General features: G+C 72.0%; 13 protein-coding genes. 5 read left to right on the top strand and 8 right to left on the bottom strand.

Translation table 11 applies throughout. From position 1 onward, the window contains the following. Positions 1-76: 76 nt before the first annotated feature. Positions 77-1,045: an ABC transporter permease gene (locus C4T42_RS24575; RefSeq protein ID WP_103986028.1), complete on the bottom strand. Its 969-nt coding sequence runs from the start codon at positions 1,043-1,045 to the stop codon at positions 77-79. Continuing rightward, positions 1,042-1,734: a cell division ATP-binding protein FtsE gene (gene ftsE / locus C4T42_RS24570; protein ID WP_020093599.1), complete on the bottom strand. Its 693-nt coding sequence runs from the start codon at positions 1,732-1,734 to the stop codon at positions 1,042-1,044. Before ftsE ends, C4T42_RS24575 begins: the two co-directional genes overlap by 4 nt. 181 nt (positions 1,735-1,915) lie before the next feature. Between ftsE and C4T42_RS24565 the strand changes: the two genes are divergently transcribed. Both C4T42_RS24565 and C4T42_RS24560 read left to right on the top strand, forming a co-directional pair. Beyond that, positions 1,916-2,692 (top strand): zinc-ribbon domain-containing protein, encoded by a 777-nt coding sequence (locus tag C4T42_RS24565; protein WP_042670636.1) that lies wholly within the window; start codon positions 1,916-1,918, stop codon positions 2,690-2,692. A 122-nt stretch (positions 2,693-2,814) separates the two neighbouring features. Continuing rightward, the gene (locus C4T42_RS24560) at positions 2,815-3,756 is read left to right on the top strand and encodes a helix-turn-helix domain-containing protein (RefSeq protein WP_020093601.1); all 942 of its coding nucleotides are present in this window, start codon (positions 2,815-2,817) and stop codon (positions 3,754-3,756) included. 5 nt (positions 3,757-3,761) lie between these two features. On the opposite strand, the gene C4T42_RS24555 is transcribed toward C4T42_RS24560, so the two are convergent. From C4T42_RS24555 to C4T42_RS24545, 3 genes are all read right to left on the bottom strand, one after another. Beyond that, a complete protein-coding gene (locus C4T42_RS24555) occupies positions 3,762-4,934 on the bottom strand; it encodes a glycosyltransferase (RefSeq protein ID WP_026605001.1) in 1,173 nt (390 codons plus the stop codon). Positions 4,935-5,038: 104 nt separating this feature from the next. Then, on the bottom strand, positions 5,039-5,446 hold the full coding sequence (locus tag C4T42_RS24550; protein ID WP_020093603.1) for a thioredoxin family protein: 408 nt from the start codon (positions 5,444-5,446) through the stop codon (positions 5,039-5,041). Positions 5,447-5,569: 123 nt separating this feature from the next. Next, complete coding sequence (locus C4T42_RS24545; protein ID WP_020093604.1) at positions 5,570-5,884, bottom strand: hypothetical protein; 315 nt, start codon at positions 5,882-5,884, stop codon at positions 5,570-5,572. Between the two features lie 223 nt (positions 5,885-6,107). On the opposite strand from C4T42_RS24545, the gene C4T42_RS24540 reads away from it, so the two are divergent. Then, positions 6,108-6,785 (top strand): TetR/AcrR family transcriptional regulator, encoded by a 678-nt coding sequence (locus C4T42_RS24540; protein ID WP_020093605.1) that lies wholly within the window; start codon positions 6,108-6,110, stop codon positions 6,783-6,785. 57 nt (positions 6,786-6,842) lie between these two features. After that, positions 6,843-7,304, top strand: a complete 462-nt coding sequence (locus tag C4T42_RS24535) for a DUF2852 domain-containing protein (RefSeq protein WP_026605002.1) — start codon at positions 6,843-6,845, stop codon at positions 7,302-7,304. Positions 7,305-7,366: 62 nt separating this feature from the next. Here the strand turns inward: C4T42_RS24535 and C4T42_RS24530 are convergent, their stop codons facing one another. Beyond that, the gene (locus C4T42_RS24530) at positions 7,367-9,058 is read right to left on the bottom strand and encodes a methyl-accepting chemotaxis protein (RefSeq protein WP_103986027.1); all 1,692 of its coding nucleotides are present in this window, start codon (positions 9,056-9,058) and stop codon (positions 7,367-7,369) included. A gap of 468 nt (positions 9,059-9,526) precedes the next feature. Between C4T42_RS24530 and upp the strand changes: the two genes are divergently transcribed. Next, positions 9,527-10,162: a uracil phosphoribosyltransferase gene (upp, locus tag C4T42_RS24525; protein WP_103986026.1), complete on the top strand. Its 636-nt coding sequence runs from the start codon at positions 9,527-9,529 to the stop codon at positions 10,160-10,162. 9 nt (positions 10,163-10,171) lie between these two features. Here upp and C4T42_RS24520 read toward each other — a convergent pair whose 3' ends face one another. Together C4T42_RS24520 and C4T42_RS24515 are read right to left on the bottom strand one after the other, a co-directional pair. Then, entirely contained in the window at positions 10,172-11,923 is a 1,752-nt protein-coding gene (locus C4T42_RS24520; protein WP_103986025.1) for an ATP-binding protein, read from the bottom strand. Then, entirely contained in the window at positions 11,923-12,195 is a 273-nt protein-coding gene (locus tag C4T42_RS24515) for a circadian clock KaiB family protein (protein ID WP_020096506.1), read from the bottom strand. Before C4T42_RS24515 ends, C4T42_RS24520 begins: the two co-directional genes overlap by 1 nt. Positions 12,196-12,207: the final 12 nt, after the last annotated feature.

The raw sequence follows: 12,207 nt of genomic DNA, 5'->3' as shown, positions 1-12,207 counted from the left end.
CGCAACGATAAAGTTTCCAGATGGTAAACGCGCTCGGAAGCCCCCCTATTTCCACGTCTTCGTGACGCAGCAGGGATCAGGCCAGGAAGCGCCGCACGGTCACGCGCGAGACGACGCCCGTGACGAGGGACGCGATCACGCCGATCAGGATCACGCTGGCGTAGCCGCGCAGGCCGATATGGAACGCGCCGAACAGCGCCTCGACCTCCTGACCGGCCGGTCCGGAGCGCGCGGCCCGGGCGAGGAGCCCGGCGATCACGAAGGCCACGAGGGCCAGACCGGCGCCGATCGCGCCGCCGCGCAGGCCCAGGCCGAAGAACCGCCGCTGGAACGCGCGGGCGATGTAGTCGTCGTCGGCGCCGACGAAATGCAGCACTTCCACCACCTCGCGGTTGCTCGCCATGGCGCCGCGTGTCGCGAAGGTCACCGCGAGGCCGGTGGCGATCAGGACGAGCAGCACGAGCCCGATCCCGATCCCGACGAAGGCGTTGGCGGCGGTCGAGAGCCGCTGCAGCCAGAGGGCGTGGTCGTCGAGGCTGGCGACGCCCGGCAGCGCCTCGACGAGGCGTGATCGCAGCCGCTTCAGGTCGGCCGCCTGGCTGCTGGAGAGCTTGAGGGCGATGAGCCGCGGCACCGGCAGGTCGGACAGGTCGAGCCCGGTCCCGAGCCACGGCTCGAGCAGGCGCTCCGCCTCGGCCTTGCTGAACACCCGCGTCTCCGCGATCCCGGGTTCGGCCTTGGCGATGCCGTCGGCGCGCGCGACGTCGGCGTCGACGTCGCGGCTGGGACCGGGCCGGACCTGGATCGTGACCTCCCGCGCCACGTCGCCCTGCCACTGGGCGGCGTTGGTCGCGACCATCTCGGCCGCGCCCGCGCAGAGGCCGGCGAGGAAGGTGAGGATCGCGATGACCGCCGCGAGGGAGCGCCCCGCCGCCGTGTCGGTGGGCACCAGCGGCGCGTTGCGGCGCAGGTTGGCCGGCATCGACGGGTCGGGCGGCACGGCCGATCCACCGGCCTTCGTCCGCGGCATCGCCTGAGTGCTCATTCCTCGATCCGCAGCCGGCCTTCGCCCAGGACCATCCGGCGGGCATCGACGGCGTCCATGATGCCGAAATCGTGGGTGGCGATGATGACCGAGGTCCCGAGCTTGTTCAGCTCCAGGAACAGGCGCAGCAGCCGCCGCCCGAGGCCCGGATCGACGTTGCCGGTCGGCTCGTCCGCGAGCAGCAGGTCGGGCCGCGCGATCAGCGCGCGGGCGATGGCCGCGCGCTGCTTCTCGCCGCCCGAGAGCAGCGGGGGCAGGGCGTGCATGCGCTCGCCGAGGCCAACCCAGCGCAGCAGTTCCACCACCTCGGCCCGGTAGCTGGCCTCGGCCCGGCCCTGGACGCGCAGGGGCAGGGCGACGTTCTCGTAGGTGGTCAGGTGGTCGAGGAGCCGGAAATCCTGGAACACCACGCCCATCCGGCGCCGGAGCCCGGTCAGCGCCTTCGCGGAGATGTCGCTCACCTCCTCACCGAAGATCGAGACGAGCCCGCGGGTCGGCCGCACCGACAGAAGGATCAGGCGCAGCAGCGTCGTCTTCCCGGCGCCGGACGGGCCGGTCAGGAACTGGAAGGAGCGCGGCGCGATGCGGAAGCTCACGTCGGACAGCACCTCCGGCCCGAGGCCGTAGCGCATGCCAACATTCTCGAACTGCACCACCGGCCGCTCCGCGCCGGGCAGCAGGCTCTTCATGCTCGCCTGTAGGTTCAAAGCCGTGCCGTATCTCGTCTGTCCGTCCCTCGGGAATCGCCGGAGCGGCGGGCGTTTTCAAGGCCTCGGGGATTTCACGGCCCCTTAACCCTGTTCGGGCACACTTCTTCAAGCAATTCACAGTCCGGCCCGGTCGCGGCCGATCGATGCGAGTATGGCGCGGATGCTGATCGCCTGCCCGAGCTGCGCGAGCGAATATCGCATCGACGCCAGCAAGGTCGGCATGGAGGGCCGTTCGGTCCGCTGTGCCGCCTGCCGCGAGACGTGGTTCATCTCGCCCGCCGACGTCCTCGCCGGCCACGAGGCGGAGCTCGCCGCGCAGGCCGAGACCGATCCCCTCGCGGACGCGGCCTGGGAGGAGGCGACCGCCTCGGTGCGGAATGCCACCGACGTTCCGGCGCCCGAATCCCGACGGTCCGCCAAGCGCAAGTCCGCCGGGAAGGCCGCCGGGAAGGCGCGCCGCGCGATCCCGGGTCTGACCCCGTCGCTGGCTCTCGGCCTGACACTCCTGGCGGCGATCCCGCTCGTCTGCCTCGCCCGGACCAGCGTGGTCCGGGCCGTCCCGCAGACCGCCTCCCTGTTCGCGCGCATCGGCCTGCCGGTGAACGTGCGCGGGATCGAGATCCGCGACGTCGTCGCCTTCAACAACCCGGCCGAGGACGACAGTCCCGCGGAACTCGTCGTCGAGGGCGACCTCGTCGGCGTCGCGCGCTCGGACGCGCCCGTCGCGCCGCTGAGCGTCGAAATCCGCGACGCCGGCGGTCGGACGATCAAGACCTTCACGGTCGCGCCGCCGCGGACGATCCTCGCCGCGACCGAGACCGCGCGATTCCGCGCGAGCCTGCCGTCGCCGCCGGCCGCTGGGCGCGCGGTGGTGCTGCGTTTCGCCGACGCGTCCGCGACCCGCTCCGACCCTCGGGTGGCGGCGGCGGATCGGTGAGGCAGGTCCGCGCCGGCAATTAGCTCAGGTTGCGCCTCTCCCGCGGATCGGCAACCTTCTCGACGGCGCTCCCGTTGCGGGCGTGAGCGTCGGCCGACGTCGGCGTATGGGATCGCCGTGCCTTGAGTGTTCGCGAAACCGTTCCCATCGTCGTCGAGACGACCGACTCGGTCGATCAGAAGCGCGCCTTCGACTACTGGCGCAGCACGGCACTGGCGCGCGTCGACGCGACGCCGCTGGCACCCGACATCCCGTTCGCGGCGGGCCGCCGGCTCGCGATCACCCGTCACGGCGCGATCCTGCACACCCTGAGCAAACCGATCGGGGTCGAGCGCACGACGCAGCACGTGCGCCGGGACGGGCGCGACGACATCGCGATCGTGCTCCTCGTCCAGGGCAGCGGCTACATCGAGCAGGGCAACAGCGGCGCCGTGCTGGGCGCCGGCGACATCGCCGTCCATGCCATGGACCAGCCCTTCGCGATCGGCAGCCGCGATTCCTACGAGGAGATCCGCCTCCAGGTGCCGCGCGCCGCCTTCGTGAGCCAGGTCGGCAGCGTGCACGCCTTCGCCGGGCGCGGTCTCCGCGCGACGCCGCTCAGCGGCCTGTTCGCGACCTATCTGCGGTCGTTCTCCGAGACGGTCGGCGGTATGTCGGAGGCGGAAGCCGGCATCGCCCTCGAGGGCGTCCTGCACCTGCTGCGCGCCCTGGCCGACCGCCAAGGCGAGACGGCCGGCGACGAGCTGTCCGGGGACGCCGTACGGGCCCTGGCCCTCGCCCATATCGAGCGCCGACTGCACGATCCCGCCTTCGGGCCGGAATCGCTGCCGACGGCTCTGCGGGTCTCGCGAAGCCGCCTCTACGCGGCTTTCAGCGGCGACGAGGGCGTGGCGGCGAAGATCCGCGACGCCCGGCTCGACCGGGCCTACAGGCGGCTCCGCGGCGGCACGCGGATCGGGTCGGTGATGACGAGCTGCGGCTTCACCGACGCGGCCACCTTCAGCCGCGCCTTCCGCCGCCGGTTCGGCGTGGCGCCTCGGGACGTGCTGGAACGCCGCCCCTGACGGAGTCAGATGCGGCTGCCGCGCGGGTCGGAGACCGTCCGCCCGGGCGCGACCGCGCCCGCGAGCCGCTGCGCCACGCCGATGAACCCCAGGCCGAGGCGGATCGCGACGACGCCGACCCGCGCGATCCGGATCTGCCCGGGCAGCTGGCGCGGGCCGATCGGGCGGTAGGCGAGGCGCGGGCTGGCGCGCTCCGCCTCCGCGATGGCCTGACCCAGCGGGAGGGACGCGATGCGCCGCGCCTCCGGCGGAACGATGCCGATCGCCCGCGCCCAGCCGTCGCTCCGCGCGAGCGCCCCGCGCCCGTGCATCTGGCGGAATCGCCGCCGCCAGAGGTAGCGCCGCACGGCGCGCGGGAAGGTCTCCATCCGGGCATCGCAGAGCGCGTCGGGCTCCTCGCAGCGGGAGCGGATCGTGTCCGCCACGCCGCCCGGCGCGCGCCCGGCGAGGCGGGCCGAGATGGTCACGCAGACGTCGGTGGCGTGCCGGACCCGCAGCCCGTGTTCCAGCAGCCGGGCGATGAAGGCGCCGTCCTCGCCGAGCGGGATCTCGGGCATGCCGCCGACGGCGAGGTACGCGCTGCGGGTCACCGCGAGGGTCGCGCCGATTGCGGTCCGGTGGCAGGGCCAGGGGTCGTTCGGATCGGGATCGATCCGCGCCTCGGCCTCGGTGATCAGGGCGTCGTAGGTGTCCTCCAGCCGGCCGCGGGCGGGGAGCGAGGGCGGCAGCAGCGCCGCCTCCGCCGCGTCGAGCTCGACCCGGCCGGCCACAGCGTCGGCCCCGGCCTCAATCGCCGCGCGATTGCGCGCCACCCAGTTGGGCGGGACCCGGCTGTCGGCGTCGGTCGACAAGATGATCCCCGCATTCCCCGCATCACCCAGCCAGGCGGCGGCGGCGTCCATGGCCCGGCGCCGGGCCCATCCGGCATGGGCGCCGGAAAAATTCTCGACGGACACGCGGACCGGGATCGACAGCGTCGGCACCAGCGCGGTGACGAGGGCCTCGGTGCCGTCCGTGCAGTTGTTCAGGAACAGCACGAGCCCGACGCGCCCCGATTCGGCACCCTCCTGGGCGTCGATCGCCCGCAGGCACGCGGCGATCCGCTCCTCCTCGTTGCGCACGGGCACCGCCACGATCGCATCGGGACCCGGGACGTCTGACAAAGGGGGGCTCGACACCGGTGATCATCTCCGCCGGACCCGTCGTGCGGATCTGGATCGGGCTTATGCCGGAGCTTCCCTGAACGGGACCGGACCGGGGAGACCTAGCGACGCGCCGCCGGTCAGAGGGTCTTCTCGACGAAGCCCTCGATCCATTCCGGCTGGGTCTCGCCGACCGAGCGGCCGACCTCGGTCTCGCCCTTGTAGGCGATCAGCGTGCTCTGCATCCGCACGTTCAGGCGGCGCAGCAGCTCCTTCTGGCTATCGAAGTCGATGTCGAAGATCTGGAGATCCTTGAAACGCGGCTCGGCCGCGAGTTTCGCGAGGATCGGCTTCTGCGTCCGGCAGATCGGGCACCACGGGGCGCTGACCGCGATCAGCACCGGCTTCCCGCCCTTCTGCGCGGCCTCGAAGGCCGCGTCCGAGAACGGCCGGGTCTCGCCCGCCAGGGCAGCGGTCGGGACCTCGAGCAGGGCCGGGCCGGCGAGGGCGAGGCCGACGAGCGCGAGGACGTGACGGCGGCTCTTCATGGCATGCGATCCTCCCGCGACCCCGTCGGCGCGGGGGGCTGCTGGTGGCGGGATGCTACGTCGCGCGCCCGGCCCCGTCCCTGTGACCTGTGCGCCCCGGAGACGGAAAGCCCCCGCGCCGGATCACATTGTCGAGACGCCGGACGGCGGCGCGTCGGACGACCGGTCCTCCGCCACGAGCGCCGCGATGTCGTCGGGATCCACCGCGTCGATCGGGCGCCGGATCTTCAGGGCGCGCGTGGGCGCGCCGGCGCGCATCACCAGCACGATCGTCTCCATGTCGGGGCAGCCCGGATCGGCGCAGGCGATCTCGTTGACCGCCAGCGTGTCGGCCTCGCCGAGGCCGAGGGCCGTCCGCAGATCCTGCTTCAGGCGCGCCGCGATCGCGGCGCGCTCCGCCGAGCGGGCCCGCCACGCCTTGAGGCTCACGAAAGCCATGCGCGATGCTCGTTGTCCTGCCGTGGAAGCCCGGTTGCGGATGTGTAACACTGTTACAGTTTTCCGGGGGCGGTCAAGCGTCGCCCCATGCGCCTGAAACAACCGTCGTGTTCACCGGTCATGTAGAGGCCGACCTCGGAAAAACCGACTGCGTTGGTCTTCGGACTCGACAGGGGCGTAGAGGTCCGGTGTGGTGTAATAGGCGCGCGAAGGATGTGAGATCTTGCGACCCTGGCGGGACGGACCGGACGACCGGCGGAGCTACCATCACGGCAACCTGAAGGAGGCCCTGCTGGAGGCCGCGCGCCGGTTCATCGCCGAGCGCGGGATCGGCGGCTTCACCCTGGTCGACGCGGCGCGGCTCGTCGGCGTGACGCCGGCCGCCTTGTACCGCCATTTCCGCGGCCGCGAGGCGCTCCTCGAGGAACTCGCCGGGCGCGGCTTCGCGGAGCTCGCCGCGCGTCTGGCGCGGGCCCTGACGTCGCGCGGGACGCCGCTGGAGCGGTTCACCCGGATGGGTGAGACCTATCTCGCCTTCGCCGAGGAGGAGCCGGCCTACTACGCGGCGATCTTCGAGACCCGCGGGGCACCCGTCGGCGGGGCCGATCCCGACGCGCCGCCCGGCACCCCCGGTGCGGAGGCGCGGCCGAGTCCCTTCGACCTGCTGGTGGAAGCGCTGCAGGCGACCTTCGCGGACGGGTTCGGGGGCGTGGCGCCCCGCTTCATCGCCCTGGAAGTCTGGGCCCTCGCGCACGGCCTCGCCACCCTCTCGGCCGCCGGCCATCTGCCGCGCGGCCCCGGCTTCCCCGACAAGTACGAGTTGCTGCGGGCCGGAGTCCTCGCCCTGGTCCACGGGGCGGGGCGCCCCGGCGAGCGCGACGGCGGCGGTGGGCGGCCTTGAAAGGCCCCCGCCGGACCCGCATGTTAACCGCGTTCACATGAACAGCGGAGCACAGCCGTGACCTCTCAATCCTCCTCTCCCTGGGCGACCGGCAGGCTCTGCCGGTCCGGCCCGTTCCCGCGTCGGTCGCTGGAGATCGGCGCGATCGTGGTGGGCTTCATCTACTGGTGGCCGATCGGCCTCGCGCTCGTGGCCTGGAAATTCGCGGGCTACCCGGCCTTCGCCGAGATGCGGGACGCCGCGCGCCGGACGGTGTCGGGGTTCGAGGGCGGGCGCCCCGCGTCGCGCTTTGCCCGCGCCTTCGAGGCCGCGAACCGCCGCGGCGGCAGCGGGAACGCCGCCTTCGACGAGTACCGCCGGGCCGAGCTCGACCGCCTCGAGGCGCAGCGCCGCGCCCTCGAGGAAGAGAGCCGCGCCTTCTCGGACTTCGTGGAGGAGCTGAAGCGCGCCCGGGACCGCGAGCAGTTCGACGCGTTCATGGCCAAGCGCCGGACCGAGGGTGGCGGCCGCGCGGTCTGATTCTGCGACGCGGCGTCCGGGCTCATCGGCCCGGACGCACCCCCTGAACACCGCGTGCCGTCTCAGGCCGCGCGGACGCGATCGAGGAACCGCGCCACCTCGCCGTTCAGGTGCTCGGACTGCTCCGAGAGCCGCGACGCCTCGGCCAGAACCTGCCCGGCGGCCTGACCGGTCTTCTCGACGGCCCCAGCGACGCTGACGATGCTGCGGGTCACCTCGCCGGTGCCGGCCGCGGCCTGACCGACGTTGCGGACGATCTCGTGGGTCGCCGCGCCCTGCTGCTCCACCGCCGCCGCGATCGTCGTCGCCACGCCGTCGATGTCCCGGATCCGGGCCGTGATCGTCCCGATCGCCGCGACGGCCTGCCCGGTCGAGGCCTGCACCCGCCCGATCTGGCCCGCGATCTCTTCCGTGGCCCGGGCGGTCTGCTCGGCCAGCGCCTTCACCTCCGTGGCCACCACCGCGAAGCCGCGGCCGGCCGCGCCCGCGCGCGCCGCCTCGATCGTGGCGTTGAGCGCCAGGAGGTTGGTCTGACCCGCGATGGTCGAGATCAGCCCGACCACGTCGCCGATCCGCGCCACGGCCTCGCTCAGGTCCCGGACCAGCGCGCCGGTCCGGTCGGCCTCCGCGACCGCGGCCCGCGCGAGGCCGGCCGAGCCGTCGACCTGCCGGCCGATCTCCTGCACGGAGGCGCCGAGTTCCTCGGCCGCCGCCGCCACGGTGCCGACGTTGCTGGCCGCCTCCTCGGCCGCGGCCGCGACGGTGGTCGACTGCCCCGCGGTCTCGGCCGCGGTCTCCGTCATGCCGCGGGCCGTGGCCTGCAGGCCGGCGGCCGCCGTCGAGACCTGCGCGACGATCCCGCCGACGGCGTCGGCGAAGCGGTCGGCGACCTGCCGCATCGCGAGGCTGCGCTGGCGCTCCGCGTCCTGCCGCGCCGCCTCGGCCTCGGCCTCCAGCTGCCGGGTGCGGATCAGGTTGTCCTTGAACACCTGGACGGCCGCCGCCATGGCGCCGATCTCGTCGCGACGGTGCCGGAACGGGACCTCGGTGCCGGCCTCACCCCGCGCCAGCCGGGTCATCGCGGCGGTCATCGCGGCGATCGGCCGCGAGATGTAGAGGAGGCCGAAGATCGCCGCCGCCAGGGCGGACACCAGCGCGAGGCCGATGCTGGCGACGGCCGCGGCGGACGCGGCCTCGACCCGGATCATCGCCGCGTCCGCGTCCTGCTGCGCCGCTTTCTCGTCGTGGTCCGCCAGACGGGCCAGGGCCGCCCGGGCACCGTCGTACAGTGCCACGACGTCGGGCCGGATCAGCAGCGCGGTCGCCTCCGTCTGCCGCCCCGCCTCCACGAGGCGCCGCACGTCCCGATCCACCTCCGCGAATCGGGTCCAGGACGCGCCGAACGCGTCGTAGTGCCGCCGCTCCTCGGCGGTGGTGATCAGCGGTTCGTAAGCCCGGCGCGCGTCGCGCAGCCGCGCGTGCGTGTTCACCAGGGCGGCCTCATTGGCGTCCCGGTGCTCCGGCGTATCCGACAGCAGGATGAGCCGGTACTGCTTGATGCGCACCTCGGAGGCCGCCACTTCGATCGCGCCGACCTTCTCGAGGGAGGGCACCCAGTCCCTGGCCAGCGCCGTCGCAGCCTGCCCGATCCCGGCCAGCTGACGGAGGGACAGACCGCCCTGCGCCGCGGAGATCAGGGCAAGTCCCGCGAAGAGAAGGGCCAGGATTGCTTTGAGTGGAATGGATGCGCGCATGACGATCCTCGGCCAGATCCGAGTGCGGGATGGTCGCATCGGGAGGCCCGACGCAGGCGACTGCATCTAGCCACTTCGGGATCCCGCGCAACTCGCGCCTTAGAAACATCATAGAACGATTTTTGCTTATAAAAATACTGCAGAAACCGATAATTTACCGAGCAAAGCCACATTATCACATCAGATAAAGGTGAACCGTCGCGCAGGTTCGGGTATCCGGTTCGCCCGAAAAGCTCTCTTATCCAGACGAAAGCGTTGATCGCGACGAGACAAGTGACACTTGTCCCAGGCCCGCACGCGACGGTCCGCGGCGACCGAGACTCCATCCTTGCGAGAAGATTTCGCGCCCGGCCGCGACGCCTACCCGAATCCTCGCGCACCACCTTCGACCCGGCCTTCCGCCGGACGAGTTGCACCCCGGCCTTCGCTCCTGCATTGCTCCTCAACCGCAAGGGGAGGGTTCGGGGCATGTCGACGGCTCGGGTCACCGTGGTCGATCACCCGCTGGTGCAGCACAAGCTGACCCATCTGCGGGACAAGAACCGCTCGACCAAGGGCTTCCGGCAGATCCTCAACGAGATCGGGATGCTGCTGGCCTACGAGGTGACCCGTGACCTCCCGCTGGAGCCCGTCACCATCGAGACGCCCCTCCAGCCGATGCAGGGGCGGCAGATCCAGGGCAAGAAGCTGGTGCTCGCGCCGATCCTCCGCGCCGGAGTGGGCTTTCTCGACGGCATGCTGTCGCTGGTCCCGTCGGCCCGCGTCGCGCATATCGGGCTCTACCGGGATCCCGAGACGCTGGAAGCCGTGGAGTACTACTTCAAGGCGCCGTCCGATCTGGCCGACCGGACGGTGCTGGTGCTGGATCCGATGCTGGCGACCGCCAACTCGGCGATCGCGGCCCTCGACCGCCTCAAGGCCCGGGGCGCCTCCGACCTCCGCTTCGTCTGCCTGCTGGCGGCGCCGGAGGGCCTCGCCAAGTTCCAGGCCGCCCATCCGGACGTGCCGGTCTGGACCGCGGCGATCGACAGCCACCTGAACGACCACGGCTACATCGTCCCGGGCCTCGGCGACGCCGGCGACCGGATGTACGGCACCCGCTAGGAGCCGGCCTCAGCGCCGCCGCCGGGCTCCGGCGCGGCCCTTGCCGACGACCTTGCGGAGGGTCTGCGAGAGCTGATCCACCGAGTAGGGCTTCTGGATCAGGTCGAAGCCGTGGACGCCCTCCTGCGCCAGCACGTGGCTGTAGCCGGAGGTGAGGACCACCGGCAGGTCGGGCAGGCGCCGCTGCAGCTCGCGGGCCAGCGCGATACCGCCCATGCCGGGCATCACGACGTCGGAGAAGACGGCGTCGAAACGGAAGGGGATCCTCTCGATCTCGACGAGCGCCTCCTCGGCATTGGTCGCCCAGACGGTCTTGTGGCCGAGATCCTCCAGGATCTGCGTGGCGAAGCGGCCGACCTCGATGTTGTCCTCGACCACCAGCACGCAGAGGCTGGCGCCGTCGAGCCCGTTCTCCTCGCTCCGCGGCGTGACGGACATGTCCGGCGCATGCTCCGCCTGCGGCAGGTAGAGCGTGAAGGTCGTGCCGTGGCCCGGGCTGCTGGACACGTCGACGTCGCCCCCGGACTGCTTGGCGAAGCCGAAGACCTGGGACAGCCCGAGCCCGGTGCCCTTGCCGATGTCCTTGGTGGTGAAGAACGGTTCGAAGATGCGCGGCAGCACGTCGGACGGAATGCCGATGCCGGTGTCGGACAGCGACACCGCCGCGAAGGTGCTGCGCGACCCCGCGTGACCGCGGATCGCCGGCATGGGCCGGTCGCCCGAGAGCCTCAAGGTGAGGGTGCCCTCACCGCCCATCGCGTCGCGGGCGTTCACCGCCATGTTGATCAGCGCGGTCTCGAACTGGCTGAGGTCGGCGCGGATGTAGCAGGGGGTGGCGGGGATCTCGGCCAGAACGCTGATGCGCGCTCCGGTGACCGAATCCAGCATCTCCGCCACGGCCCGCAGCGAGGCGCCCACCTCGAAAACCTCGGGCCGGAGGGCCTGGCGACGCGCGAAGGCCAGGAGCTGGCCGGTCAGCTTGGCGGCGCGGTCGACCGTGTCGGAGATGGCCTCGACGTAGCGGCGACGGCGCTCCTCCGGCAGGTCCGGGCGCTTGAGCAGGTCGGTGGAGGATTTGATCACCGTCAGCAGGTTGTTGAAGTCGTGGGCGACGCCGCCGGTCAGCTGCCCCACCGCTTCGAGCTTCTGCGACTGCCGCAGCGCCTCCTCCACGCGCTCGCGCTCGGCGCTCTCGGACTGGAGTTTGGCATGAGCCTCCGCCAACGCCTGCATATTGCGTCGCTGCTCGGTCAGATCCGTCAGGATCCCGCAGAGGAGCGGCTGATCGCCCTGGCAGGCGAAGCGGCTGAGCGACAGGAAGGTCGCGCTCTCCGATCCCGCCGCGTGCAGCGCGATCTCCTCGCGGACGGGCCCGTCCATCGCGTGCCGGATCAGGCGCCCGAGGTCGACATCCGCGTGGACGAAATTCCGGAGCGCGCGGCCGGTCAGGCGCTCCTGCGGCTCGCCGAGCATCTCGGCCAGCCGCCGGTTGCAGTAGAGCAGCGTCCCGTCCAGCGCCAACGTGAACGCGCCTTCCTGCATCTGCTCGATCAGCGCCCGGTAGGGCAGGTCCGCGTTCTCGAGCGTGTAGACGAGACGCTCGTGGTTCGGACCCTCCACCACGACGGCGTCGAAATCGCCCCGGCGGATGGCCGCGAGGGTCTCCTCGCTCTCCTCCAGCCGGGCCTCGAGCTCACGGATATGGGCGCGATAGGCGTCGAGCCCGGGCTCTTCGCCGGGCAGCAGAGCGTCCACACCCATCAGAGCGGCTCCGCGGCGGACGCGATCTCGAGACTGCGCAGCACGCGGCCCTCGTCTAAGAGGTCGCCCGAGAGGCGCCGTTCCGGCCCCGGCGCCAGTCTCAGGAGCGTGGGTGCGGCGAGGATCCCGTCGCGCTCGGCAAGGTCGGGTTGCTGATAGATGTCGACGATCTCCAGCTCGTAGCGGCCCGGGAAGTGGGCTTCGCAGATGCGGCGCAGCACTTCGACCGCGCGCAGCGAGCGCGACGCGGTTCCGGCCACGAACAGCCGCAACCGGACGTGCTC

The organism is Methylobacterium sp. 190mf, from assembly GCF_900107945.1.
Taxonomy (GTDB): Bacteria; Pseudomonadota; Alphaproteobacteria; order Rhizobiales; family Beijerinckiaceae; genus Methylobacterium.
Note: the sequence above shows the minus strand (reverse complement) of the source record. Positions and strands in the feature narration are given on the sequence as shown.

Excerpts from the sequence above, each read along its gene's own strand:
- C4T42_RS24575 (WP_103986028.1), bottom strand. The coding sequence starts at position 1,045 with ATGAGCACTCAGGCGATGCCGCGGACGAAGGCCGGTGGATCGGCCGTG.
- ftsE (WP_020093599.1), bottom strand. The coding sequence starts at position 1,734 with ATGAAGAGCCTGCTGCCCGGCGCGGAGCGGCCGGTGGTGCAGTTCGAG.
- C4T42_RS24565 (WP_042670636.1), top strand. The coding sequence starts at position 1,916 with ATGCTGATCGCCTGCCCGAGCTGCGCGAGCGAATATCGCATCGACGCC.
- C4T42_RS24550 (WP_020093603.1), bottom strand. The coding sequence starts at position 5,446 with ATGAAGAGCCGCCGTCACGTCCTCGCGCTCGTCGGCCTCGCCCTCGCC.
- C4T42_RS24545 (WP_020093604.1), bottom strand. The coding sequence starts at position 5,884 with ATGGCTTTCGTGAGCCTCAAGGCGTGGCGGGCCCGCTCGGCGGAGCGC.
- C4T42_RS24530 (WP_103986027.1), bottom strand. The coding sequence starts at position 9,058 with ATGCGCGCATCCATTCCACTCAAAGCAATCCTGGCCCTTCTCTTCGCG.
- upp (WP_103986026.1), top strand. The coding sequence starts at position 9,527 with ATGTCGACGGCTCGGGTCACCGTGGTCGATCACCCGCTGGTGCAGCAC.
- C4T42_RS24520 (WP_103986025.1), bottom strand. The coding sequence starts at position 11,923 with ATGGGTGTGGACGCTCTGCTGCCCGGCGAAGAGCCCGGGCTCGACGCC.